Source organism: uncultured Sphingomonas sp., assembly GCF_913777625.1.
GTDB lineage: Bacteria > Pseudomonadota > Alphaproteobacteria > Sphingomonadales > Sphingomonadaceae > Sphingomonas.
In genome coordinates, this window is the sequence record NZ_CAJYTI010000035.1 from 1 (window position 1) to 23,540 (window position 23,540).

23 protein-coding genes and 1 pseudogene are annotated in these 23,540 nt (G+C 68.6%); 15 read left to right on the top strand and 9 right to left on the bottom strand.

Annotated elements, in window-relative coordinates; all coding sequences use genetic code 11:
* A pseudogene (locus QZ814_RS16390) lies at positions 1-416 on the top strand (leucyl aminopeptidase family protein); the annotation flags it as partial.
* Here the strand turns inward: QZ814_RS16390 and QZ814_RS16395 are convergent.
* Together QZ814_RS16395 and tpiA are read right to left on the bottom strand one after the other, a co-directional pair.
* Positions 394-2,361 carry an EAL domain-containing protein gene (locus QZ814_RS16395; RefSeq protein WP_294334333.1) on the bottom strand — a complete coding sequence of 656 codons (1,968 nt, stop codon included), beginning with the start codon at positions 2,359-2,361 and terminating at the stop codon, positions 394-396. The pseudogene QZ814_RS16390 and the gene QZ814_RS16395 sit on opposite strands and share 23 nt — an antisense overlap.
* Before the next feature lie 38 nt (positions 2,362-2,399).
* Positions 2,400-3,155, bottom strand: a complete 756-nt coding sequence (gene tpiA, locus QZ814_RS16400) for a triose-phosphate isomerase (RefSeq protein WP_294334334.1) — start codon at positions 3,153-3,155, stop codon at positions 2,400-2,402.
* Between the two features lie 114 nt (positions 3,156-3,269).
* On the opposite strand from tpiA, the gene QZ814_RS16405 reads away from it, so the two are divergent.
* Together QZ814_RS16405 and QZ814_RS16410 are read left to right on the top strand one after the other, a co-directional pair.
* A complete protein-coding gene (locus QZ814_RS16405) occupies positions 3,270-5,213 on the top strand; it encodes a peptidylprolyl isomerase (protein WP_294334335.1) in 1,944 nt (647 codons plus the stop codon).
* Positions 5,210-6,697, top strand: a complete 1,488-nt coding sequence (locus tag QZ814_RS16410; protein WP_294334336.1) for a chorismate-binding protein — start codon at positions 5,210-5,212, stop codon at positions 6,695-6,697. Before QZ814_RS16405 ends, QZ814_RS16410 begins: the two co-directional genes overlap by 4 nt.
* 19 nt (positions 6,698-6,716) lie before the next feature.
* Here QZ814_RS16410 and QZ814_RS16415 read toward each other — a convergent pair whose 3' ends face one another.
* Positions 6,717-7,127, bottom strand: a complete 411-nt coding sequence (locus QZ814_RS16415) for a hypothetical protein (protein ID WP_294334337.1) — start codon at positions 7,125-7,127, stop codon at positions 6,717-6,719.
* A 109-nt stretch (positions 7,128-7,236) separates the two neighbouring features.
* Here QZ814_RS16415 and QZ814_RS16420 point away from each other — a divergent pair, with 109 nt between their 5' ends.
* The 10 genes from QZ814_RS16420 (at position 7,237) to QZ814_RS16465 (ending at position 14,855) form a co-directional block, all read left to right on the top strand.
* Complete coding sequence (locus QZ814_RS16420) at positions 7,237-7,821, top strand: aminodeoxychorismate/anthranilate synthase component II (RefSeq protein WP_294334338.1); 585 nt, start codon at positions 7,237-7,239, stop codon at positions 7,819-7,821.
* A 45-nt stretch (positions 7,822-7,866) separates the two neighbouring features.
* Positions 7,867-8,274, top strand: coding sequence for a hypothetical protein (locus QZ814_RS16425; RefSeq protein ID WP_294334339.1), 408 nt, complete (start codon positions 7,867-7,869; stop codon positions 8,272-8,274).
* 56 nt (positions 8,275-8,330) lie between these two features.
* Positions 8,331-9,326, top strand: coding sequence for an anthranilate phosphoribosyltransferase (gene trpD / locus QZ814_RS16430; protein WP_294334340.1), 996 nt, complete (start codon positions 8,331-8,333; stop codon positions 9,324-9,326).
* Positions 9,323-10,093 carry an indole-3-glycerol phosphate synthase TrpC gene (gene trpC / locus QZ814_RS16435; RefSeq protein WP_294334341.1) on the top strand — a complete coding sequence of 257 codons (771 nt, stop codon included), beginning with the start codon at positions 9,323-9,325 and terminating at the stop codon, positions 10,091-10,093. The genes trpD and trpC overlap by 4 nt, the downstream gene beginning before the upstream one ends.
* Positions 10,090-10,563, top strand: a complete 474-nt coding sequence (gene moaC, locus QZ814_RS16440) for a cyclic pyranopterin monophosphate synthase MoaC (protein WP_294334343.1) — start codon at positions 10,090-10,092, stop codon at positions 10,561-10,563. Before trpC ends, moaC begins: the two co-directional genes overlap by 4 nt.
* Before the next feature lie 202 nt (positions 10,564-10,765).
* Complete coding sequence (cobA, locus tag QZ814_RS16445) at positions 10,766-11,563, top strand: uroporphyrinogen-III C-methyltransferase (RefSeq protein WP_294334345.1); 798 nt, start codon at positions 10,766-10,768, stop codon at positions 11,561-11,563.
* A complete protein-coding gene (locus tag QZ814_RS16450; protein ID WP_294334347.1) occupies positions 11,560-11,856 on the top strand; it encodes a DUF2849 domain-containing protein in 297 nt (98 codons plus the stop codon). The genes cobA and QZ814_RS16450 overlap by 4 nt, the downstream gene beginning before the upstream one ends.
* Before the next feature lie 189 nt (positions 11,857-12,045).
* Positions 12,046-13,680, top strand: a complete 1,635-nt coding sequence (locus tag QZ814_RS16455) for a nitrite/sulfite reductase (RefSeq protein WP_294334349.1) — start codon at positions 12,046-12,048, stop codon at positions 13,678-13,680.
* The gene (locus QZ814_RS16460) at positions 13,673-14,098 is read left to right on the top strand and encodes a DUF934 domain-containing protein (RefSeq protein WP_294334350.1); all 426 of its coding nucleotides are present in this window, start codon (positions 13,673-13,675) and stop codon (positions 14,096-14,098) included. The genes QZ814_RS16455 and QZ814_RS16460 overlap by 8 nt, the downstream gene beginning before the upstream one ends.
* The gene (locus QZ814_RS16465) at positions 14,091-14,855 is read left to right on the top strand and encodes a phosphoadenylyl-sulfate reductase (protein ID WP_294334351.1); all 765 of its coding nucleotides are present in this window, start codon (positions 14,091-14,093) and stop codon (positions 14,853-14,855) included. Before QZ814_RS16460 ends, QZ814_RS16465 begins: the two co-directional genes overlap by 8 nt.
* Before the next feature lie 7 nt (positions 14,856-14,862).
* Here QZ814_RS16465 and QZ814_RS16470 read toward each other — a convergent pair whose 3' ends face one another.
* A complete protein-coding gene (locus tag QZ814_RS16470; RefSeq protein ID WP_294334352.1) occupies positions 14,863-16,188 on the bottom strand; it encodes a carbohydrate porin in 1,326 nt (441 codons plus the stop codon).
* A gap of 97 nt (positions 16,189-16,285) precedes the next feature.
* Between QZ814_RS16470 and QZ814_RS16475 the strand changes: the two genes are divergently transcribed.
* Positions 16,286-16,564, top strand: coding sequence for a metal/formaldehyde-sensitive transcriptional repressor (locus tag QZ814_RS16475; RefSeq protein WP_294334353.1), 279 nt, complete (start codon positions 16,286-16,288; stop codon positions 16,562-16,564).
* 12 nt (positions 16,565-16,576) lie between these two features.
* A complete protein-coding gene (locus QZ814_RS16480) occupies positions 16,577-17,380 on the top strand; it encodes a fructosamine kinase family protein (protein WP_294334354.1) in 804 nt (267 codons plus the stop codon).
* A 1-nt stretch (position 17,381) separates the two neighbouring features.
* Here QZ814_RS16480 and QZ814_RS16485 read toward each other — a convergent pair whose 3' ends face one another.
* The 5 genes from QZ814_RS16485 to QZ814_RS16505 all read right to left on the bottom strand — a co-directional run bounded on the left by QZ814_RS16485 (position 17,382) and on the right by QZ814_RS16505 (position 23,533).
* Positions 17,382-19,274, bottom strand: coding sequence for an XrtA/PEP-CTERM system amidotransferase (locus QZ814_RS16485; protein ID WP_294334355.1), 1,893 nt, complete (start codon positions 19,272-19,274; stop codon positions 17,382-17,384).
* 112 nt (positions 19,275-19,386) lie between these two features.
* Positions 19,387-20,571 (bottom strand): TIGR03087 family PEP-CTERM/XrtA system glycosyltransferase, encoded by a 1,185-nt coding sequence (locus tag QZ814_RS16490; RefSeq protein ID WP_294334357.1) that lies wholly within the window; start codon positions 20,569-20,571, stop codon positions 19,387-19,389.
* Entirely contained in the window at positions 20,571-21,623 is a 1,053-nt protein-coding gene (locus QZ814_RS16495; protein ID WP_294334358.1) for a FemAB family XrtA/PEP-CTERM system-associated protein, read from the bottom strand. Before QZ814_RS16495 ends, QZ814_RS16490 begins: the two co-directional genes overlap by 1 nt.
* On the bottom strand, positions 21,620-22,465 hold the full coding sequence (locus QZ814_RS16500) for an XrtA system polysaccharide deacetylase (RefSeq protein WP_294334360.1): 846 nt from the start codon (positions 22,463-22,465) through the stop codon (positions 21,620-21,622). The genes QZ814_RS16495 and QZ814_RS16500 overlap by 4 nt, the downstream gene beginning before the upstream one ends.
* A 3-nt stretch (positions 22,466-22,468) precedes the next feature.
* Positions 22,469-23,533 carry an AAA family ATPase gene (locus QZ814_RS16505; protein WP_294334361.1) on the bottom strand — a complete coding sequence of 355 codons (1,065 nt, stop codon included), beginning with the start codon at positions 23,531-23,533 and terminating at the stop codon, positions 22,469-22,471.
* Between the last annotated feature and the right edge of the window lie 7 nt (positions 23,534-23,540).

Genomic DNA, 23,540 nt, shown 5'->3' on the forward strand with positions numbered 1-23,540 from the left:
CGGAAGAGAAGAATCCGGAGCTGGTGTTCGACTTCGCAACGCTGACCGGCGCCGCCCGCGTGGCGCTCGGCGCGGACCTGCAGGCGCTGTTTGCCAATGACGACACGCTGGCAGCCGAGATCCTTGCGGCCGGCGAGGAAGAGGCCGACCCGATCTGGCGGATGCCGCTCTACGATCCCTACAAGGATCTGCTGAAGTCGGATGTGGCGGACATGGTCAACGCGGCCGAGGGTCCGTTCGGCGGCGCCATCACCGCCGCGCTGTTCCTCAAGGAATTCGTGCCGGCCAAGGCCCAGTGGGCCCATTTCGACATCTTCTGCTGGAACGGCAGCGCCAAGCCGGGCCGTCCCAAGGGCGCGGAGGCGGTAAGCCTCCGCGCCACCTGGAAGGTGCTCAAGGACCGCTACGGCGGATAAGCGCTTCGGCCGCCGGCGGCATCGTGCCGTCGGCGAGCCAGCGTTCGACCTCGTCCTTGGCCATCGGGCGGCCGAACAGATAGCCTTGTCCCTCCGCACAGCCGAGCGCGCGCAGCATCTCGGCCGTCTCCAGCGTCTCGATCCCCTCGGCCACCACCGGCATCTCCAGCGTCGCTGCCAGGCCCAGGATCGCGCGCACGATCCTCAGCGCTTCCTGGTCCTCCGCGAGCGTATCGACGAAGGACCGGTCGATCTTGATCTTGTCGAACGGCAGCATTCGCAAATGCTGGATCGAGGCATAGCCGGTGCCGAAATCGTCGAGTGCCAGCTGCACGCCCTGGTTCTTCAGCGATTCGATCGCATGATAGGCCTTGTCGGCATCGACGATCAGGGCATTCTCGGTGATCTCCACCGTCAGCCGCTGCGGCGGGAAGCCGGTGCGGGCGAGCACCGACAGAATCTTGTGGCTCAGCCAGTCGTCGCGGAGCTGGCCCGGCGAGATGTTGATCGCGATGCTCACCGGCACCGGCCAGTCGCGCGTCTCGATGCAGGCGCGGTCGAGCAGATCGAGCATCAGCGTGTTGAGCAGCCCGCATTCCTCGGCGATCGGGATGAACTGGTCCGGGCCGATCTCGATATCGTCGCGCCGCCAGCGAGCGAGCAGCTCAAACCCCGCCACGCGTCCGGTGCGGAGGTCGACGATCGGCTGGTACCGCGGGTAGAAGCGCCCCTCGTCGAGCGACACCCGCATTTCGGCCTCGATCGACGAGCGCCGGCGGATTTCGGCATCCATCCGCGCGGCGAAGGCACAATAGCAGCCGCGGCCTGCCTCCTTGGCCTGATAGAGCGCGACATCGGCGCGGCGCATCAGCGTATCCGCGTCGCCTGCGTCCTCGGGATAGAGGGCGATGCCGACGCTGGCGCCGATATGGTGCATACGATCGTCGATCAGGAAGGGCCGGGCCACCTCACGGACGATCGTATGGGCGATGGCGCGGACCCGATCGACGTCTCCTTCCCCGTAGGACAGCGTGATCGCGAACTCGTCGCCGCCCAGCCGGTAGCTGCGCCCCTCCTCGCCCACCACCCAGCGGAGCCGCCCTGCCACCGCGCGAAGCAGCTGGTCGCCGATCGGATGGCCGTGGACGTCGTTGACGGACTTGAAACGATCGAGATCGACCAGCATCAGCCCGAACTGCGCGGGCTCGGCGCGGTGCAGATATTCCGTGAGGGCACGCCGGTTCGGCAGCCCGGTCAGCGGATCGTGATAGGCAAGCTCATGCGCGCGCCGCTCGGCCAGGCGGGCGCGGCGTTGCCCTGCGGCCATTTCCGCGCGGGACGCCAGCACCTCGACAAAGACGGTATGACTGGCCCCGAACATCCGCAGCACCACCGCGGATACCAGTACGATGTTCACGCCCAGGCCGACGAGGAACAGGTCCCCGGAAGCGAGCAGGCACACCACGACCGGGTAGGCGCCGCACATCATCACCAGCCACGCCGCGATCGGGAACGTCTGGAGACAGTAGCAGCAGGTGATCGCGCCGATGAAGATGTAGAGCGCAATCGAAGTCCGCCGCGCCAGGTCCACTTCGAAGAACAACATCAATGCCCAGCCGCCAAAGGCCAGGCTGAGCACGGCCGCAGCGATGATCGTCCCGTTCAAATAGCGCCGAATCCGACGAAGATTGGGAACCGAATTGCGCTGCCGCCGAACCCACAACAGGCTGCGCACCAGCGCCGCGACCCCAAGCAGCGCCGGCGCTGCCACGCTGAGTCGCGTCGACACGGCACCATAGGAGGCAAAGCCCAGGAACACCGCGTCGAGGAAGACGAGCATGTACATCAGCGGGATCTGCTGACCCAGCACCCGATATTGTTCGGTCAGGATCGCCCGGTCGAGCTGTGTCCTTCCCGATCGGACGAGGTTGATCCGCTGCAACATGGAGGCCTTGTAGCGCGAGACCTCCGCCAAGTGGTTAATTACAGCGCTGCGATTTTTGCCGCGGCTTCGATGATCGGCACGAATTTCTCGGCGGTGAGGCTGGCGCCCCCGACGAGAGCCCCGTCGACATCGTCCACCGCCAGGATCGAGGCGGCGTTGGCACCGCTCACCGACCCGCCATAGAGAATCCGCATCTCGTTCGCCTGGAACCCGATCATGCCGCGCAGCTTGGCGCGGATGATCGCGTGCATCGTCGCGATCTCGTCCAGCGTCGGGGTCTTGCCCGTGCCGATCGCCCAGCGCGGCTCATAGGCGATCGTCAGCCAGTCGGGTGCCGCGCCGTCGGGCAGCGACTTCTCGATCTGGGACTGGACGATGCGCTCGGCGCGGCCGGCGTCATGTTCCGCCTCGGTCTCGCCGCAGCACAGGATGACGTCCAGCCCGTGTCGGCGCGCGGCCGCGGCCTTTGCCCAGGTATGATGGCTCGTCTCGGCGTGATCGGCGCGGCGTTCGGAATGGCCGACGATCACCACCTTGGCACCGGCCTCCACCAGCATCGGCGCGGAGACGTCGCCGGTATGGGCACCATGGTCATTCTCGTGCACGTCCTGCGCGCCGATCGTGAACCCTTGGGCGATTTCCACCGCCGCCGCGATCAGCGTGAACGGCACGCAGAGCAGGGCATCGACTTGCGGATGCGCCTTGGCGGCAGCGGCGATCGCATCGATCTCGTGCAGTTGCGCGCGCATGCCGTGCATCTTCCAGTTTCCGGCCACCAATTTCCGACGCATCACCACTCCCTTTCTGTTTCGGTACAGCCGATACCGATCGCGCCGCACGGCACAAGCTTGAAGGCGCGCGGCACCCGCCCTAAAGCGGGCCCAAATTCCTCGAACGAACGGCTTTCCATGCTCAACGCCTTCCGGAACTTCACCAAGTCGCGCTACGGCCTGATCATCGTCTTCATTTTCCTGGGCCTGCTCGCGATCGCCTTTGCGGCGAGTGACGTCACCGGCATGCGGGCGGGGATCAGCGGCGCCAACAGCACGACGCTGGCGACGGTGGCCGGAAAGGATGTGACCGAGCGCGACGTGCGTGACCGGATCGACCGGATCATCCGCAATGCCCAGGCGCAGCGCCAGAACGTCACCATGGCGCAGCTGCTGGCGGAGGGCGGGTTCGAGGCCGCGCTGAACGACGCCATTTCCTCGGCCGCGCTGGAGTCCTTCGCCAACCAGAACGGCATGGCGGTCGGCAAGAAGCTGATCGATTCCGAAATCGTCAACAATCCGCAGTTCGCCGGCATGGACGGCAAGTTCAGCCAGCAGACCTTCGAGCAGTTGCTCGCGCAGAACCGAATCAACCCTGCGCAGTTCCGCGAGGGCATGACCGTGCAGCGCTATGCGGTGTGGCTGGTCGGCCCCGTCGCGCTGCCGGCACCGGCGCCCACGGGCGTCGTGACGCCCTATGTCTCGACGCTGCTCGAGCGCCGGACGGGCATCGTCGGCTTCGTCCAGTCGCTGGCGATGGATCCCGGCCCCGCCCCCGACGCCAATACGCTGGCCGGCTATTACGCGCAGAACCGCAGCCGTTACCTGGTGCCGGAACGCCGCATCGTCCGCTATGCGCTTGCCCAGCCCGATGCGCTGAAGGCGCAGGCGACCCCGACCGACGCCGAGATCGCCGCCGCCTACAAGAAGGATGCCGCCAAATACGCCGCCAGCGAAAAGCGTGGGCTGCAGCTCGTCCAGGCGATCAGCCAGTCGATTGCCGCCAAGGTCGCCGACGCTGCCAAGGGCGGTGACCTCGCTGCCGCCGCCAAGGCCGCCGGCCTGGAGGCTCGCACGATCGACGCCGCCGACAAGGCCGGCATCGCCAAGCAGGTTTCGGCGCCGTTCTCAGATGCGGCCTTCGCGGCGCCCGCCACCGCCCTGCAGGGCCCGGTGCAGCTCGGCGGCGCCTGGTTCGTCTACAAGGTGAGCAAGGTCGAGAAGATCCCCGCCCGCACGCTGGAGCAGGTCCGCGGCGAGCTGGCCGACGCCGTCGCCAAGCGCAAGCTGGCGTCGCTGCTCGGCGATCTGCGCCAGTCGATCGAGGATTCGGTCGGCGACGGCGCGACGTTCGACGAAGCCGTCGCCAAGGCCAAGCTGACCGCGGTCCGCACCCCTGCGCTGATCGCCAACGGCACCGATCCGGACAAGGCCGATTCCCAGCCCGACGCCACCACCGTCGCGGTGATGAAGGCCGGCTTCGGCTTCGAACAGGCCGGCGACGAGCCGCAGGTCGTGCCGGTAGGCCAGGATGGCGGCTTCGCGGTCGTCTCGCTCGAGAAGACCGTGCCGGCAGCGCCCCGCCCGCTCGCCCAGATCACGGACAAGGTGAAGGCCGACTATCTGCTCGACCAGGCGCTTGCCAAGGCGCGCACCGCCGCCACCGCGATGCTGCCCAAGCTGCAGAAGGGCGTGCCGATGGCGCAGGCGCTGGCGGAAGCGGGCGCTACCAAGGGTGCTCCGCCCAAGCCGTTCGACTTCAAGCGCAGCGAACTGCGCGGCAAGGAGAACTTCATCCAGATGGCGTTCGACATGCCGGCCAAGACTGCGCGCCTCGTCGAGGCGCCGAACCGCGGCGGCTATTACGTCGTCTATGTCGACACGATCCAGCCGGGCAACGTCGCAAGCGATCCCCAGGGTCCGCAGATCCTGCAGTCGATCACCCAGGCGCTGGGCCAGCTGAGCGCCCAGGAATATCAGCGCCAGTTTGCCAACTCGGTGGTCAGCGCGCTGAAGGTTCGCCGCAACGAGGCTGCGATCGCCCGCCTGCGCGCCGATCTGCAGCGCAACGGCGGCCAGTGATCCAGGGTCTCGACACCGCCCGCGCCGCGCTTGCGGCCGGGCGCCCCGCCTTGGTCTGGCGTCGGCAGGTCGCGGATACCGAGACGCCGGTCGCTGCCGCGCTCAAGCTGATCGAGCCCGGCCGCGGCGACTTCCTGCTGGAGTCGGTCGAGGGCGGCTCGGTTCGCGGGCGGCACAGCCTGATCGGCCTCGCGCCCGATCTGGTCTTCCGCGCGACCGGCGCCGCTTGCGAGCTGAACCGCCACTGGCTCACCGATCGCGACGCGTTCGAATCGTTGGCCGCAGATCCGCTGACCGCGCTGCGTGGCCTGGTCGCCGATTGCCGGATGGACGTGCCGGCCGAGCTGCCCCGCGCGCTCGCGTGCTTGGTCGGCTATTTCAGCTACGAGACGGTGGGGCTGGTCGAGAAGCTGCCGCGCCCGCCGCAGAGCCCGGTCGGCGTGCCGGACATGATCTTCGTCCGACCGACCGTATTGCTGGTATTCGACCGGCTGGCGGACACGCTGTTCATCGTCGCGCCGGTATGGCCGGGCGCCGGCCCCGAAGCCGCAGCCGAGCGCATCGACGCGGTGGCCGCGCAACTCGCCAGCGCCGCCCTGCCCGCGCCGGTCCGCGCCGATCCGGTCGCAATCCAGCCGACGCCGGTGCTGCCCCAGGGCCGCTATGGCGAGATGGTCGCCGCGGCGAAGGATTATATCGCGGCGGGCGACATCTTTCAGGTGGTGCTCGCCCAGCGCTTCACCGCGCCCTTCCCGCTGCCGCCGTTCGAGCTTTATCGCGCGCTGCGGCGGATCAACCCCTCGCCCTTCCTCTACCATCTCGACCTGCCGGGCTTCGCGCTCACCGGATCGAGCCCGGAGATCCTGGTGCGCGCGCGCGACGGCGAGATCACCATCCGCCCGATCGCCGGCACGCGCCCGCGCGGCCGCACCGCCGCCGAGGACGAGGCCAACCGCACCTCGCTGCTTGCCGACCCGAAGGAGCGCGCCGAGCATCTGATGCTGCTCGATCTCGGCCGCAACGATGTCGGCCGCGCTGCGGCACCGGGCAGCGTCAAGGTGACCGACAGCTATACGGTCGAGTTCTACAGCCACGTCATGCACATCGTGTCGAACGTGGTCGGCACGCTGCGCAAGGACGCGGATGCGATCGACGCGCTGTTCGCCGGCTTCCCCGCCGGCACGGTCAGCGGCGCCCCCAAGGTGCGCGCGTGCGAAGTCATCGCGGAGTTGGAGGCGGAGACGCGCGGCCCCTATGCGGGCGGCGTCGGCTATTTCTCGCCGGACGGATCGATGGACTCGTGCATCGTGCTGCGGACCGCGCTGGTGAAGGACGGGGTGATGCACGTCCAGGCCGGTGCCGGGATTGTTGCCGATTCGGATCCGGCCTATGAGCAGCGCGAATGCGAGGCCAAGTCCGGCGCGCTGTTCGCCGCCGCGCGTGAGGCAATCGCGCGGGCAAGCGAGGCGGGCTTCGGCCAATAGGCCGGGCCCGCCCGTTGGATCAGGGAACCCGCGAAGCCTTGGCTTCCCTGTCGAGCTTGTCCTGATACCATTGCTGCAGCATTTGCCGGGTGCAGCCGGTCTGGCCGCCGGTACCCACCGGCGAGCAGCTGTTCGGCATGCCGCGGCTGTTCACTTCCTCCACCACTTCCATGCGGCGGGTCCAGCTGGTCGACGGCGCGTCCTGCTTGGGCTGGTCGCGGAAGCGCTTGGGGATGCGATAGGGCGATTCGCCCGCGTTCGAGCAGACCACGATCTCGTCCGCGTTCGCCGGCTTGGGACAGCTTTCCTCGCCGTAGAGCAAAATGCTGCGCACCCGCTTGGGCGGCCCCTCGGCGGCGCTCTGGTCCTGAGTCTGGGCGAACGCCGGTGCGGCGAGCAGGGCGGCGGCAATCATCAAGCGGGCAAGCATCGCATACTCCTTGGGGCAATAACGTCCCTGCATCACCAGCGTTGCCGCTGCACTGTGGCGTCCGCAAGGCCGGATTGTGCAAGGCCGCGCGAGCGCCTAGGTGGGCGGCATGATCCTCGTGCTCGACAATTACGACAGCTTCACCTGGAACCTCGTCCATTATCTGATGGAGTTGGGCGTCGAGGTGCAGGTGGTGCGCAATGACGCGCTGACCGCGAACGAAGCGATCGCCAGCAATGCGCAGGGCTTCCTGATCTCGCCCGGCCCCTGCACGCCGAACGAGGCCGGTATCAGCCTGGATCTGGTCGCGGCCTGCGCGGATCTCGGCAAGCCACTGCTTGGCGTGTGCCTCGGGCACCAGTCGATCGGCCAGCATTTCGGGGGCAAAGTCGTGCGCGGCGGGCTGATGCACGGCAAGACCTCGCCGGTTTCGCACGACGGCACCGGATTGTTCACCGATCTGCCCTCGCCCTTCACCGCGACTCGCTACCACTCGCTGATCGTCACCGACATTCCCGACAGCCTGGTGGTGAACGCCACCGCCGAGGACGGATCGGTGATGGGTTTCCGCCACCAGTCGCTGCCGATTCACAGCGTCCAGTTCCACCCGGAGAGCATTGCCACCGAGCACGGCCATGCCATGCTCGCCAACTTCCTGCGCCTGGCCGGCATCAAAGCAACGGCAACCGCCTGACCTGCTTCAGCGTCGGTTCATCGCAGCCGTGATAGGAGAGGTACCATGAAGACGATCCTCGCCACCCTGCTCGCCGGTGCCGCGCTGCTCGCCGCACCCGTTGCCAACGCCCAGCGCCATCGCCCGACCCCGGACGAGCGACTCGCCAAGCTGCTGGAAGGCCGCGTGGCCGGAAAGCCGGTCGACTGCATAAGCCTGACGATGACGGGCTCCAGCCAGGTCATCGACGGCAAGGCGATCGTCTACACCGTGGGCAATACCCTGTACGTGAACGAGCCGCGGAACGGCGCCGACCAGCTCGACGACAACTCGATCCTGGTGACCAACACCTTCGGCTCGCAGCTGTGCAGCATCGATACGGTGCGGCTGATCGACCGGACCTCTTATTTCCCGCGCGGCTTCGTCTCGCTCAACCAGTTCGTGCCCTACACCCGGCCGAAAAAGAGCAACTGAGGCGCCCCAAGCAGGATTTGCTCGACAGGCTGGCCGCACCCCGGAATAGAGGCGGCGTGACCAGTCTGCGCCTGCTACCCGATCCGTCCTCCCCGCTTGCCCGCGAAACCGCCGCGCAGGCCTTCGCCGACATTCTCGACGGCACTGCGCCCGAAGCGGAGATCGAGGCGTTCCTGATCGCGCTATCGGTGCGCGGGGAGACCAGCATCGAGATAGCCGAGGCCGCGCGGGCGCTGCGTGCCCGCCTGATCCCCGTTACCGCCCCTGAGGGCGCGATCGATGTATGCGGCACCGGCGGCGACGGGCATCATACGCTCAACGTCTCCACCGCCGTCAGCCTCGTCGTGGCGGCGGCTGGCGTGCCCGTGGCCAAGCACGGCAACCGCGCTGCCTCCTCCAAGGCTGGCGCGGCGGATACGCTGGAAGCGCTGGGGCTCAACCTCGACCGCGCCGCCGCGCGCGCCGAGGAAAGCCTGAACGAGATCGGCATCGCCTTCCTGTTCGCCCAGCACCACCACCCGTCCCTGGGCCGCATTGCGCCGATCCGTCGACGCATCGGACGGCGGACGATCTTCAACCTGATGGGCCCGCTCGCCAACCCGGCGCATGTCCGCCACCAGCTGATCGGCATCGCCCGGCCGGACTATGCGCCGGTCTATGCGGAGGCATTGGAACAGCTGGGCGTCGAGTCGGCTGCCATTGTCTCGGGCGAGGACTCGCTGGACGAGCTGTCGACCGAAGCGGCGAGCGTGGTCGTCAATGTCGGTCGCGCCAAGCTGCCGACCCGTATCACCCCCGAGGATGCGGGGCTGCCCCGCCACCCGCTCTCCGCCATCCGCGGCGGCGACCCCGCGTACAACGCCCTCGCGCTTCGCCGCCTGCTGCAAGGCGAGGAAGGCGCGTATCGCGACGCGGTGCTGCTCAACGCGGCCGCCGCGCTGATGGTCGCGGGCCGCGCCGATGACCTTCGGGACGGGGTGGAGGAAGCCATCGAGATGCTCGACAACGGGCTTGCCAACACCCTTCTCGATTGCTGGATCGCCTTCGCATGAGCACTATTCTTGACAAGATTCTCGACACCAAGCGCCGCGAAGTCGCCGCCCGCAAGGCAGCGCCCCGCACCTGGCCGGCGCCCAGCGCGCCGCGCGGGTTCAAGGCGGCACTCGATGCCCGCGCCGCGGCAGGCGGCTATGGCGTGATCGCCGAGATCAAGAAGGCCAGCCCTTCGAAGGGCCTGATCCGCGCGGATTTCGATCCGCCCGCCCATGCCAGCGCCTATGCCGCCGGCGGGGCAGCCTGCCTGTCGGTGCTGACCGATCGTGACTATTTCCAAGGCGACGAAGACTATCTGATCGCTGCCCGCGCCGCCTGCGACCTGCCGGTGATCCGCAAGGACTTCCTGATCGATCCCTGGCAGGTCGAGGAATCGCGCGCGATGGGCGCGGACGCGATCCTGATCATCGTCTCGGCGCTCGACGACGGCCAGATGGCCGAGATCGAGGCGGCGGCGTTCGAGCACGGCATGGACGCGCTGGTCGAGGTCCACGATGCCGACGAGCTGGAGCGCGCGCTCAAGCTCCGGTCCCGGCTGATCGGGGTGAACAACCGCAATCTCAAGACCTTCGAAGTCGATGTGCAGAAGACGTACGACCTTGTTGCCCATGCACCCAAGGACTGCACCTTCGTCGCGGAGTCCGGCTTGAACAGCCGCGCCGATCTCGATGCCATGGCCGCGCACGATATCCGCTGCTTCCTGATCGGGGAGTCGCTGATGCGGCAGGCCGATGTCGAGGCGGCGACCCGCGCGCTGGTCGGATGAGCGGCCTCACCCATCTCGACGCAACCGGCGCCGCGCACATGGTCGATGTCGGCGGCAAGGCGGTCACCGCGCGCGAGGCGGTGGCGCGGGGCCGCATCACCATGTCCCCGGAAGCCGCCACCGCGATCCGCGACGGCAGCGTGAAGAAGGGCGACGTGCTCGCGACCGCGCGCATCGCCGGGATCATGGCGGCGAAGAAGACGTCCGACCTGATCCCGCTCTGCCACCCCCTGCCCCTCACCCGCGTCGCAATCAGCCTGGATCTCGACGATACCGGCGTGACGGCCACCGCCACCGCCGCGACCGAAGGCAAGACCGGCGTCGAGATGGAAGCGCTCACCGCCGTGTCGGTAACGCTGCTGACGCTCTACGACATGGCCAAGGCGCTGGATAAGGGCATGGTGCTGAGCGACATCCGCCTGCTCACCAAAACCGGCGGAAAATCGGGCGACTGGCGCGCCAACGGCTAAGTCCTCCCCTCTACCGTCATGCCAGCGAACGTTGGCGTCTCCACTAGTCGCGTGCCAGCGTTGCCAGGCCACCGGAGACCCCAGCTTGCGCTGGGGTGACGGCCCTCGATATGCGCGAACCGGAACCCCGAAAAGAATCCCTTAGCCGCCCCAAACCGATCCTCCATTGCTCCGCCTGCGCCATCGGCCCATGTGCGGCACCATGGCAACGCTTCTCGATCCCCATTCGCGCGGCCGCGTGATCCTTGTCGGCGCGGGTCCCGGTGACCCTGGCCTGCTGACCGTTCGTGCCGTCGAGGCGCTCAAGGCGTGCGACGTGCTCGTCCATGACGGGCTGGTCGACGACCGCGTCCTCGATCTCGCCCCCCAGGCGCACCGCATCTCGGTTGCCAAGCGCCGCTCGAAGCACACGCTGCCGCAGGAATCTATCAACGCGCTGATCGTCGCGCATGTGAAGACCGGCGCGGTCGTCGTCCGCCTCAAGGGCGGCGACCCGTTCATCTTCGGCCGCGGCGGCGAGGAAGTGGAGGCCGTGCGCGAAGCCGGGCTGCCGGTGCAAGTGATCCCCGGCGTATCCGCCGCACTCGGCGCCGCGGCCGAGGCGATGCTGCCGCTCACCCATCGCGACTGGTCGAGCGCGGTCAGCTTTGTCGCCGGCCAGTGCAAGGGGCTGACCGATCAGAACTGGTCGGGCCTCGCCGGCAAGGGCCGCACACTGGTGATCTACATGGGCGTCGCCACCGCCTCGGCGATCGCGGACAAGCTGATGGCCGACGGCGTCGCGCCCGACATGCCGGTCGCGGTGCTCGAGCGCGCCACGCTGGAGGGGCACCGCGCGATCCGCACGCTGCTCGCCGACCTCGGCCCGATGGTCGAGCGTGAGAATGTGCAGAGCCCGGCGATCATCGTGGTCGGCGAGGTGACGCTGCTCGCCGATGCCGAAGACAAGCTCGCCCGCTGGGCGCGCACGGCCGAGACTTTGGGAGAAGATCAGGCATGAAGCTGTTGACGGGCAACGACCTTCCCACCGGCGACGTGGTGTGGTGGACCGGCGAGAGCTGGTCGCGCCACCTCGCCGAGGCGGTCGACGTCGGCGACAAGGGCGACCTGATTGCCGCCACCGAGGTCGCCGCGCGCCGGGTCATCGTGCCCTATGTGATCGATGCCGAGGCGACGCCCGAAGGCCCCCGCCCCGCGCACATCAAGGACCGCATCCGCGCACTCGGCCCGACCGTGCGCCCGGACCTGACGCTGAAGCCCGCCGACCCGGTAGCGGGAAGCTGGGTGATATGAGGGCGGCGCTACTATCGATCCTCCCCGGCGCGGGGAGGGGGACCGCCGCCGAAGGCGGTGGTGGAGGGGATCTCCACAAGGGGCTCGCCCGCTGCGCTCCCCCTCCACCATTCGCTACCGCGAATGGTCCCCCTCCCCGTTCCGGGGAGGATCTTGGTTATCCCCCGCGCGCATCGACTGAGACCGACCATGTACAAATATGACGAATATGACGCCTCGATCGTCGCCGCGCGCGTCGAGGAATTCCGCGACCAGGTGCAACGCCGCCTCGCGGGTCATCTTACCGAGGACCAGTTTAAGCCGTTGCGGCTGATGAACGGGCTCTACCTCCAGCTGCACGCCTATATGCTCCGCGTCGCGGTGCCCTATGGCACGCTCGACGGCCGGCAGATGCACCTGCTCGCCCACATCGCCCGCAAGTACGATCGCGGCTACGGCCATTTCACCACCCGCCAGAACCTCCAGTACAACTGGATCAAGCTGGAGGACGCACCGGACATCCTCGCCGAGCTGGCGACGGTGGAAATGCATGCCATCCAGACCAGCGGCAACTGCATCCGCAACATCAGCTCGGACCAGTTCGCCGGTGCCGCCGCCGACGAGATCACCGACCCGCGCCCCTGGGCCGAGCTGCTCCGCCAGTGGAGCACCTTCCACCCGGAATTCAGCTATCTGCCGCGCAAGTTCAAGATCGCGGTGATTGCCAGCGATACCGATCGCGCGGCGATGCGGCTGCACGACATCGGCATCCAGCTCGTCCGCAACGACGCGGGCGAACTCGGCGCGCGCATCTATGCCGGCGGCGGCATGGGGCGCACGCCGATGATCGCGCATCTGATCAAGGACTTCGTGCCCTTCGCCGATTTCGTGAGCTATCTGGAGGCGTGCCTGCGCGTCTACAATCGCCATGGCCGGCGTGACAATATTTACAAGGCGCGGATCAAGATCCTGATCCATGCCCTGGGCGCCGAGGAATATGCGCGCCAGGTGGAGGAGGAATTCCAGGCGGTGAAGGCGCTGGGCATCGATCCGCCCCAGGCCGAGTTCGACCGGATCGCCGCCCATTTCGCGCCCCCGGCTTTCGAGGCCGACGCGATCGACACGGTCGACCGCAGCGACCCCGATTTCGCGGTGTGGCTCGACCAGAACGTCCACGCCCACAAGGCACCGGGCTATGCCGTGGTCACGATCAGCCTCAAGCCGATCGGCGGCATCCCCGGCGACGCCTCGGCCGACCAGATCGACGTGATGGCCGACCTCGCCGAGCGCTACAGCTTCGACGAGCTGCGCGTGACCCATGCGCAGAACATCGTGCTGCCGCACGTCCGCAAGGCCGACCTGTACACCGTGTGGACTGCCCTGCGTGAGGCCGGCCTGGCCGAGGCCAATCTAGACTTGATCAGCGACATCATCGCCTGCCCCGGGCTCGACTATTGCAGCCTCGCCAATGCCCGCTCGATCCCGCTCGCCCAGAAGATCAGCGAGCGTTTCGCCGATCCGGCGCGCCAGCGCGACCTCGGCGAATTAAAGCTCAAGATCTCGGGCTGCATCAATGCCTGCGGCCACCATCATGCCGGCCATATCGGCATCCTCGGCGTCGACCGGAAAGGCACCGAGAACTACCAGCTGCTGCTCGGCGGCTCGGGCGCGGAGGACGTGAGCCTCGCCGACATCACCGGCCCCGGCTTCAGCGAGGACGGCGTGGTCGACGCGATCGAGCGCGCGACCGACGTCTATGTCCGCGAGCGCACGCCCGGCGAGCGCTTCGTCGATACCTATCGCCGCATCGGCATGGCGCCGTTCAAGGAGGCCATTTATGGTTGAGTTCCTGCGCTACCGCGACGACGAGGCGCATGACGAGCCGGCGGTCACGCTCGACAGCTTCTTCGGCCAGTCGAATGCCACCGCGGTGCGGATCGAGGCCGGCGAGGATGCCCGCGCGCTGCTGCCGTATCTCGATCGCATCGCGCTGGTCGAGGTGAGCTTCCCGAGCTTCCGCGATGGCCGCGGCTATTCCAGCGCGCGGATCCTGCGCGAGGCGGGGTACAAAGGCGAGCTTCGCGCGCAGGGCGACGTACTGGTCGACCAGATCCCGCTGATGCGCCGCTGCGGCTTCGACAGCTTCGCGCCTGACGCACCGATCGACGAAGCGACGCTGGAGGCCGCACTCGCCCGCTACGATTTCCGCTATCAGGCGGCGGCGGACAGCGTCGCGCCGGTGTGGAAGCTGCGGCATGGCTGAACCTGCGCGCCAGATCGACCGGATCGACGTGACGCCCCGCTTCACTGAGGCGGACGCGGTGCGGCTGAACACGCGGTTCCTCGGGGTGCCGACGCTGGAGATGCTGCGCACGGTGCTGTCCGAGAAGCTGACCGGCGATACCGCGATCGTCTCCTCGTTCGGCGCGGAGTCGGCGGCGCTGCTGCATCTCGTGGCCAGCGTCGATCGCTCGGTGCCGGTGCTGTTCCTCGATACAGCCAAGCACTTCCCCGAGACCCTCGCCTATCGCGACCTGCTGGTCGAGCGGCTGGGCCTGACCGACTTCCGCAACCTCCAGCCCGATCCCGCGCTGCTCGCCAAGCGCGATGCCACCGAACTCCGCTGGTCCTATGATCCGGACGGCTGCTGCGAGATCCGCAAAGTCCTCCCGCTGGAGGCTGGCCTTGCCGGCATCGACGCGACGATCACCGGGCGCAAAGCGTTCCAGGCGAGCACCCGCGCCGCCCTGCCCCGCTTCGAGCTGGACGGCGCGCGGCTCAAGATCAATCCGCTGGCGGACTGGACCAAGGCCGATCTCGATACCTATTTCGCGGCGCACGACCTGCCCGTGCATCCGCTGGTCGCGCAGGGTTATCTGTCGATCGGCTGCGCCCCGTGCACCAGCGTGGTGAAGCCGGGCGAGGATCCCCGCGCGGGCCGCTGGCGCGGCTGGGACAAGACCGAATGCGGCCTCCACACCCCCACGGACGACGACGACGCGAACCAGCCGGTATTCTGAACCCGCCTCAGAACCCGCCGTGCAGCCGTAGCGCCAGCACATTGGCAGGCCCGCGGTCCCGGTTGTAGCCGGGATTAACGATGAACTGATAATCGAGCGTCACATCGAAGCCCTTGCGCGGCTGCCAGTCATAATAGGCCTCGGCGATCGCCTCGCTGCCCGGGTGCGGCAACTTTCCGTCGCCGACCAGCACGCCCACGCCCCCGGCGTCGAGATAGCGCTGGTGCTCGCGCGAAATGCCGTTGATGATGCCGACTAGCCCGATTCGGTCATTGGCACGGCCCCAGCCGGCGCCGTTGAGCGATGCGCCGATCTGGGCGGTGCGATCGATGTCGGTGAAGTCATACGGCTCGATCGATCCATCCGCAAAACCGGCGCGCGCAAACAGCCCGAGGGTGGCGGTCACCGCCTGCTCGACGTTCACGTCCGCCCCCATGCGCGTGGTGCGTTGACGGACGAGCGCGGTATCTGCCGGCTGGCCTGACGCAGCGCCGAGCGCCAGCGCATCGTCGAACCGTCCGAAGCGCCCGCGGTTGCGAAAGGCAGTGACCCGGATCGCCCCCGGCTGCCCGTCGATCAGGTGGCGATGCTCCACCTCGACATCGATCTGATACTGTCGGAAATCCCGCTCCAGCGTCTCGCCGTTCGGCACCTTGGAGAGGTTGAACAGGCCGCCACGCAGCGTCCAGGCTCCCTGATACCATTCGGCGGCAATGCCGGTGGAATAGCCCCAGGCATCGGCGGCATAATCGAAACTGCCGGTATCCACCGCCGACCAGTTGAGGAAGTCGCCCCGCGGATCATGGGCATAGCGGTTGGTATCGAACACGTCGCCGACGCCGAACTTGCCGGCGGTCAGCACCAGCCGGTTGGCGGTCTGGGTGCCACCCAGCACGTTGATCCCCGGCGCGACGGCGCTCTCCTCGCCGCCCAGCGCGATCGTCTGGCGGAACAACAACCGCTGCAGCCGCAGATAGGGCTCGTCCTTGCCGACCTTGTATGCCTCCGCACTCGGGAAGCCCGCCACGCCCAGCGTGTTGGAGAGGCCGAAGCCCTGATCGATCTCCGGACTCACCCACAGCTCGCCGCCCGCCCAGGGGCGCACGCCGACATATAGCGTCACGTCGACCGTCTCGCGGACCTGCTTGGGCGCCAGGCTGTTGGGCCCGCGATAAGGATCGGTGAAGCCGCCCACGCCCTGCACCACCATCGTCGCCTGCCCGTGGACCCCAAGGGTCTGCGGGTCGCCGGTGTCCTGCGCCTGCGCTGCGATCGGCAGCAGGAAGGACAGCGCCGCCGCGCATGCGGCAGCCTTGGGGAAGGCATGGACCATGAATGTGCACCCCGAAACCCGGCGGACATCGCCGACTCGACGGGGGCGCCCCTATACTCTAGGGGGGTATCAGGCAAGCAAAACGGAAGGACCGAGTATGAGCCATGTCGCGCGCGAGAAGCAGAAACTGCTCAACCGCTTGAAAAGACTGCGCGGTCAGATCGAGGCTATCGAGCGCGCCGTCGATGCGGACGCCGAATGTGCCCGCGTGCTGCAACAGGCGACCGCCTGCCGGGGCGCGCTGGACGGCTTCATCGCCGAGGTGATCGAGGATCATATCCGCGAGCACATGCTGGAACCCGATGCCGCGCCGGACGATCCCAAGGTGCAGGCGGCCGAGGAACTCGTCGCGATCGTCCGCAGCTATCTGATCTGAACAGGGCCACCCATGCAAACCAGCCTCACCGAACGTGCCGCCGCCCTGCTGGGCACTCCCGTGCTGGGCGCGGCGGCGCTGTCGGGCGGCGATCTGTCCGCGGTGCATCGGCTGCGGCTGGAAGGCGGCGGCAGCGCGATCGCCAAGCAAGGACCGCTGGTTTCGGTAGAGGCCGAGATGCTGGCCGCACTGGCCGCGAGCGGCGCCCCGGCGCCTGCCGTGCTCGCACTGGGCGAGGATCTGCTGCTCATTGCGGAAATGCCGAGTGACGGCCGTCTCGCCACCAGTTGGGACAACCTGGCGGCGACGCTGCACCTTCTCCATTCTGCCACCGGGCACGGCTATGGCTGGCATGCCGATTACGCCTTCGGCCGCGTCGCCATTCCCAACGGCGCGACCGGCGACTGGCCGAGCTTCTGGGCCGAGCGCCGCTTGCGCTGCCACCTGCCCCATCTGCCGGCGACGCTCGCGCGGCGGATCGGGCGGCTTGCGGACCGCCTGCCCGATCTGCTCCCTGCCCAGCCGGCGCCGGCGTTGCTCCATGGCGATCTATGGGGCGGCAACATCCTGGTCGCGGGTGGCCGCGTGACGGCGCTGATCGACCCCGCCTGTTATCATGGCGACCGCGAAGTAGATGCCGCGATGCTCACCTTGTTCGACGCGCCCCCGGCCCGCTTCTTCGACGCACTCGCGCTCGAGGCCGGATGGCAGGGGCGCCAGCCGATCTACAGCCTGTGGCCGCTGCTCGTGCATCTGCGGCTGTTCGGCAGCAGCTATGCCGGCGCAGTGGAGGCAGCGCTGGCAGCGGTGGAGTAGATCAGCCGAACAGCCGCGCTAGGCTGCGCTCCAGCATCACCAGTTGCCACAACGTGCGGCCATGCTCGGCGCGGCCGGCACGGTGGTCCTCGGCAAGCCGGGCGATCGTGCGCGGTTCGAACCAGCCGCTCTGGAGCAGCAGCGGCGACTTCGCCAAAGCCGCCGCCTCCTCGGCCAGCGCATGGCGGAACCAGCCGCTGATCGGGGTGACGAACCCCATTTTCGGCCGGTAGAGGATCTCGCGCGGTAGCCACGGCTCCAACGCCTTTTTCATCAGCCACTTGCCCTGGCCGCCGCGCAGGCGGAGCGACGGCGGCAGGCTGGCCTCGAACGCCACCAGACGGTGATCGAGCAGCGGTTCGCGCGCCTCGAGGCTCACCGCCATGCTGGTGCGATCGACCTTGGTGAGGATGTCGCCCGGCAGCCAGTGGCGGATATCGGCATATTGCGCGCGGTCGAGCGCGTCCCGGGCAGGCGCGGCGCGCATCGTCTCGACATAGCGGGTCTCGGCCCGGTGCCCGTCCAGCGCCGCCCGCGCGCTGGCGCTGTAGAGCTGGTCGCGCAAGCCGGGGGTGGTGACGCCCACCGCCTTGGCATAGGCCCCCGCCCCGTCCTCGGCGAGCGCGAGCAGCGTCGTCTTGGCCCGGAACGGGCGCGGCGCCCAATCCGCTTTCGGGTACAGCGCGCCCAAGCGCCCGAATATCCGCGTTCTGGAATCCGGCGAGAACAGCCCGCGGACCCGCTCCTCGGCGGCAAAGAAGCGGTGGCGACGGTATCCGGCCAACGCCTCGTCCGCTCCATCACCGGAGAGCGCGACCGTCACGCTCTCCCGCGCCAGCTGGCATACGCGGTAGGTCGGCAGCGCCGAGGCATCGGCGAAGGGCTCGTCGAAGGCCGCGACCAGCGTATCGATCAGCCCGTAATCCTCGGGGCCCACCGTGCGGGTACGGTGGCTGGTGGCGAAGCGTTCGGCGACCTTGGCGGCATGGGCGGTCTCGTCCAGCCCCGCCTCGTCGAAGCCGATCGTGCAGGTCTTCACTGCCGCCTTGCTGCGCTCGGCCATCAGCGCGACCACCGCCGAGCTGTCGACCCCGCCAGAGAGGAAGGCGCCGAGCGGCACATCGGCGACCATCCGCGAGCGGACCGCGGTACGCATCCGCTCGATCAGCTCGGCCTGGAGGTCGCGGGTGCTGCCGGTGGCGCGGACGGTAAAGTCGATGTCCCACCAGAGCACCGGCTGCGGCACCGGCCGCCCGCGCTGGAGCAGCAGGAAATGGCCGGCCGGCAGTTTCCGCACGCCGGCGACGATACAGGCGTCGTCAGGCACATAGCCGAGCCCCAGATAGTCCTCGACGGCCCGGAAATCGGCAGCGCGGCGGAGCAGCGGATGGGCGAGCAGGCCCTTCAGTTCCGACGCGAAGGCGACCGCGCCGTCGGCCAGTTCGGCATAATGGAGCGGCTTCACCCCGAAGCGGTCGCGGGCGAGAAACAGGCTCTGGGCGGTCGCGTCGTAGAGCGCGAAGGCGAACATGCCGTTCAGCCGGGCGAGCAGGTCCGGGCCCCAGGCACGCCAGCCGTGGAGCAGCACTTCGGTATCGCTGTCGGTGAGGAAATGCGCGCCCAGCGCCTCCAGTTCGGCACGGACCTCGCGGAAATTGTAGATCTCGCCGTTGAAGGTCACGGCAAGCGTCTGGTCGGGCAGCGCCATCGGCTGCACCCCGCCTTCGAGGTCGATGATCGCCAGTCGCCGGTGGCCGAGCCCGACGCCCGCCACGCACCACACGCCCGAACCATCGGGCCCGCGGTGTGCCTGGGCGTCGCTCATCGCGACGATGCGGGCGGGATCGATCGGCTTGGGAAGTCCCGGGTAGAACAGGCCGGCAATGCCGCACATCAGCGCCGGCCCTCGGAAACGTCCATCCCCACCCTGTTCCTGTCCTTCGTACGCATCGTCGCGAGCCGGTACCAAGCATGGGGGCCGCGCGCTACCCCGCCCCGGCCGAAGCTCACGCCGAACCCGCCAGCAGCGCGTCGAGCGGCGCCAGTCGCGCATCCCAGCTGTAGCGGTCGAGTACGCGGTCACGGGCGGCCGCGCCCAGCGCCGCCGCAATTTCCGGCTCTGCGAGCAGGCTCAGCACGGCGTCTCCGAACAGGTCCGCCCCATCGGCGACGCGGAGCGTGCCGGCATGGTCGATTCCCTCTGCTGCGGCGGGCGAGGCGACGACGGCGCGCGCCATCGCCATGCCCTCAAGCACCTTGTTCTGGATGCCGCGCGCCAGCTGGAGCGGCGCCACCACCAGCGCGGCGGCGGCGAGCCAGTCGCGCACATCCGGCACGGCGCCGGTGACGAGAATGCCGGGCCGCTGCGCCAGCGCATGAACCGCCGGGGTGGGCGCGCGGCCGACAATGGCGAAACGCGCTGTCGGATGCGACTGGCGGATCCGGGGGAACACGGCGCTGGCGAACCACGTCACCGCATCGATATTGGGGCGGTAGTCCATCTGGCCGGTGAAGACGAGCAGCGGCCCCTCCCCTGCCACTGCAGCGAAGCGCCGGGCAGGATCGTAGAATGTGGTGTCGATGCCATTCTCGATCGCATGGACGCGCGGCGCCGCCGTCTGCGCGCGGAACAGCGCCGCCTCGGCCTCGCTGACGAACAGGCTGGCATCGGCTCCGCAGGCAACGCGGCGCTCATGCGCCTGCAGCAGTGCCGCCTCGCGCCGATGGACCCAGGCCATCGGTCCGCGCCCACCCTTGGCATAGGCGGCGAACTTGGCCGAATCCACGTCGACGAAATCCATGATCACGCGCTGGCTGGGCCTGGGCGGCAGATATTGCGCCATCTGGCTGGAGAAGAGGAAGATCGTGTCGATCGGCCGCTCTGCCAGCACGCTGTTCACGGCCTGTCGCACCTCGCGATTGGCGAAGGCAACCAGCGATACCGGCCGGCGCTGCAGCACCGCACGCAGGCCGGTGAAGGCGCTGGGCGGCGACCGCCAGACGATCTCGCGGCTGGCCGTATAGGGGGCAAGGCCGCCCTTGCGCTGCATGTCGTCGGCATCGTCGGCAAAGGCGACGAGGTGGACGCGGTGATGCTTCGCCAGATGGCGCAGCAGGTGATAGGCACGGATCTTGTCCCCCCGATCCGGCGGATAGGGGATGCGGTGCGCGAGGAACAAGATCTCGCCCATCAGCCGAGCCCCCGCGAAATCCACGGGCCCACCCGGTTCGCCGCCCAGAGCGGCAGGCGTTTCCATGCGGCAATCTGAAGTCGATATTTGGGATTGAGCGGATTGATACTGCGCGGTGCGGCGCCCTCGGCGTGCCGGGAGAAATACACGAGGGGTTCGGGGGTGAACCCCCAGTTCTTCTTGAACGCCGCCGCGCCGGTGCCGACCTTGGAGCGGCCGAAATCGAAGCGCGTGCAGCCGCGCCCCCGGGCATGGCCCATCAGCGCGAAATACATCCGGTCGTTGGCGCGCAGGCCGCGCGCCGCCTCGGCGCCGCCACCCCAATAGGGATAGACCGTGCCCCGCCAGTAGAGGCTGAGCACGCTGGCCACCGGCGTCCCCTGATGCCGGACGGTGAGGATATCGGCCTCGGGTCCGAAGGCTTCCAGCACCGCCGCGAACAGGCTTGCGGGAAAGACGGGCGTGCCGAGATTGCGGACACTGGCGCCATAGACCGCCCGGTGCGCGGCCCGCGCGGCACGGTCGCTGCCGGTTTCCACCGTCAGGTCGGCCGCCAGCGCCTTGCGAAGCTCCGCCCGCTGCTTGCGGGGCACGGCAAGCAGTTCGGCCTCGTCGTCGCCCGCGAGCGGCCGGACGAAGCCGACATAGGTGCTGTCGTCGCAGTGCCAGTCCGCGCCAGGATTGGGGCCGCCGCGCAGGTCCAGGCTGGGGCAGCGCAAGCGCTGGGCGAGATCCCAGCCAGCCTCGGCGAGCGGCGCGACCGCAGCGCTGTCGCTGGCGAGAATACCGCCACCCACGCCGAAGCCCGCCGACACCAGGGCTCGGCCGAACAAGGGGGACGCGATCTCGGTCAGCGGCAGCACGCCGCCGATGCTGCCATCGCCGGCCTCGGCGACCAGATAGTGCCCCTTCTGCCGACAGCCCCGCGCCACCGCGATGCTCCATTCGGGCAGGTGAAAGGGCGTTGCCTCGGGCTGCGCGTCTACCCAGGCGCGCAGCCGGGCCTGTTCGCGCAGATCGGACAGGTCTGTGGTGCGAAGGGTGAGCGTCACGCCAGCCGCTCCGCTGCCGCCTGCGCGATCGCATCTACCCGGCCCCAAGCATGTGCCGCAGTCAGCACGCGCAGCTTGTCCGCCATCGCGCCGAGCCGTGCATAATGCCGCAGCCGTGACTTGAGCGGCGCGTTGCGCACGCGCGGCTGGCCGGGATCGATCTCCCAGGGGTGGAAGTAGAAGATCGCCGCCTCGCCGGCCGCATTGGCCTCGTGGATCGCGCGTTGCGTCACCCCCTGGGGCAACAGCCGGAAGAACCCGCCACCGGCGGTCACCTCACGCCCTAGCACGCGCGCGATGGTGATCGGCAGCTCGATCAGCCCAGCATCGGCCAGCGGCCGGAACGGCGCGCGCGGTGCGTCGGGCCAGCCATAATGATCGTGCGCGATCGGCGCGATGCTCGAGGAATAGGCATAGCCCGCCTCGGCCAGCACCGCATGCGCCCAGGGTGTTCGGCGGTCGATCGAAAAGCTCGGTGCGCGATAGCCGTTCACCGCGACGCCACCGGCATCCTCCAGCGCGGCGCGGGCGCGGGCCAGGTCCTCGCGGAACTGGTCGGGCGTGAGGGTGAAGACGCGGGCATGGTCCCAGCCATGGCTGGCGACTTCATGCCCCGCCGCGGCGATGCGGCGAATCAGTGCCGGGTGGCGCGCCGCCACCCAGCCGAGCGTGAAGAAGGTCGCCTGCACGCCTGCCTCGGCAAACAGGTCGAGCACGCGATCGGTATTGGCCTCGACACGGCGTTCCAGCCCGTCCCAGTCGGCACGCGCGATGGTGGTCTCGAAGGCACCGACCTGGAACCAGTCCTCGACATCTACCGAAAGGCCGTTCTGTACCGCCATGGCTCAGGCCATGCCCCCGCGCAGCGCGGCGAGATCGATCCCGCTGCGCCCGTCGTCCTTCTCGACCCAGTCGACCAGCAGCGCCAGCACCCGGCGCAGCGCATCCGACTGGGAGGCGACCTGTGCCTCCAGCTCCGCCACCCGGCGTTCCAGCGCCCGCGTCTCCGCGGAGCCGGCAGGCACCGCGCGCAGCTCGGCGACCCGGCTGGGGCGTGCGGGTTCCGGCACCGGTGCCGCCACGGGCACGTCCTCGACGACGCTCTCCTGCTCGATATCGTCGATCACCGCGGCGACGTCCGGCGCGCCGAAATTCTCGATCTGCTCGACCGCGCCGTAGAGCAGTACCCGGCTCGCCAGCTGGTTGAGACGGCGCGGGATGCCGCCCGACCAGCGATGCATCGCCGCCAGCGCCTCGGCGGTGAAGCGCGGCCGGCCGTTCCAGCCGACGCATTGCAGCCGGTGCATCAGATAGGATTCGACTTCCTCCACCTCCATCGGCGCGAGATGGTGCATCGCGATCACTCGCTGGCGGAGCTGCTCGAATTCGGGCTGCTGCAGCACCAGCCGGAACTCGGGCTGGCCGAGCAGGAAAATCTGCAGCAGCGGATAGCCGCCGGCCTGGAAATTGGAGAGCATGCGCAGCTCGTCCAGGCTCTCGCCCGGCAGCGCCTGTGCTTCGTCGACCACCAGCAGCGTACGGCGGCCGGCGCGCGCGGTGGCGTTCAGCCCCTGCTCGATGGCGGAGAGCAGCGCCGCCTTGGAGAGGCCGTCCCCCGGCAGCCCCAGCCCCTGTGCCACCAGCCGCAGCAGATCGTCGGCGCGGAGATGGGTGGAGACGATCTTGACGACGTTCAGCCGCTCGGCGTCGAGTTCGCCGAGCAGATGCCCCATCAGCGTCGTCTTGCCCGCGCCGGGATCGCCGGTGATCACGACAAAGCCCTCGCCCTGGCTGAGGCCATAGCCGAGATAGGCCATCGCCTTCCCATGCGTGGCGGTATCGAACCAGAAGCGCGGATCGGGGGTCAGCTGGAACGGCCGGCCGCTCAGTCCATAATGGTCGTCCATCATCGTTCCC

Coding starts and splice junctions, on each gene's coding strand:
- QZ814_RS16415 (WP_294334337.1), bottom strand. CDS start 7,127: ATGCTTGCCCGCTTGATGATTGCCGCCGCCCTGCTCGCCGCACCGGCG.
- QZ814_RS16405 (WP_294334335.1), top strand. CDS start 3,270: ATGCTCAACGCCTTCCGGAACTTCACCAAGTCGCGCTACGGCCTGATC.
- QZ814_RS16455 (WP_294334349.1), top strand. CDS start 12,046: ATGTACAAATATGACGAATATGACGCCTCGATCGTCGCCGCGCGCGTC.
- QZ814_RS16470 (WP_294334352.1), bottom strand. CDS start 16,188: ATGGTCCATGCCTTCCCCAAGGCTGCCGCATGCGCGGCGGCGCTGTCC.
- QZ814_RS16475 (WP_294334353.1), top strand. CDS start 16,286: ATGAGCCATGTCGCGCGCGAGAAGCAGAAACTGCTCAACCGCTTGAAA.
- trpC (WP_294334341.1), top strand. CDS start 9,323: ATGAGCACTATTCTTGACAAGATTCTCGACACCAAGCGCCGCGAAGTC.
- QZ814_RS16485 (WP_294334355.1), bottom strand. CDS start 19,274: ATGTGCGGCATTGCCGGCCTGTTCTACCCGGGACTTCCCAAGCCGATC.
- QZ814_RS16450 (WP_294334347.1), top strand. CDS start 11,560: ATGAAGCTGTTGACGGGCAACGACCTTCCCACCGGCGACGTGGTGTGG.
- QZ814_RS16500 (WP_294334360.1), bottom strand. CDS start 22,465: ATGGCGGTACAGAACGGCCTTTCGGTAGATGTCGAGGACTGGTTCCAG.
- QZ814_RS16505 (WP_294334361.1), bottom strand. CDS start 23,533: ATGATGGACGACCATTATGGACTGAGCGGCCGGCCGTTCCAGCTGACC.
- QZ814_RS16490 (WP_294334357.1), bottom strand. CDS start 20,571: ATGGGCGAGATCTTGTTCCTCGCGCACCGCATCCCCTATCCGCCGGAT.
- QZ814_RS16420 (WP_294334338.1), top strand. CDS start 7,237: ATGATCCTCGTGCTCGACAATTACGACAGCTTCACCTGGAACCTCGTC.
- moaC (WP_294334343.1), top strand. CDS start 10,090: ATGAGCGGCCTCACCCATCTCGACGCAACCGGCGCCGCGCACATGGTC.
- QZ814_RS16395 (WP_294334333.1), bottom strand. CDS start 2,361: ATGTTGCAGCGGATCAACCTCGTCCGATCGGGAAGGACACAGCTCGAC.
- QZ814_RS16425 (WP_294334339.1), top strand. CDS start 7,867: ATGAAGACGATCCTCGCCACCCTGCTCGCCGGTGCCGCGCTGCTCGCC.
- QZ814_RS16460 (WP_294334350.1), top strand. CDS start 13,673: ATGGTTGAGTTCCTGCGCTACCGCGACGACGAGGCGCATGACGAGCCG.
- cobA (WP_294334345.1), top strand. CDS start 10,766: ATGGCAACGCTTCTCGATCCCCATTCGCGCGGCCGCGTGATCCTTGTC.
- QZ814_RS16465 (WP_294334351.1), top strand. CDS start 14,091: ATGGCTGAACCTGCGCGCCAGATCGACCGGATCGACGTGACGCCCCGC.
- QZ814_RS16480 (WP_294334354.1), top strand. CDS start 16,577: ATGCAAACCAGCCTCACCGAACGTGCCGCCGCCCTGCTGGGCACTCCC.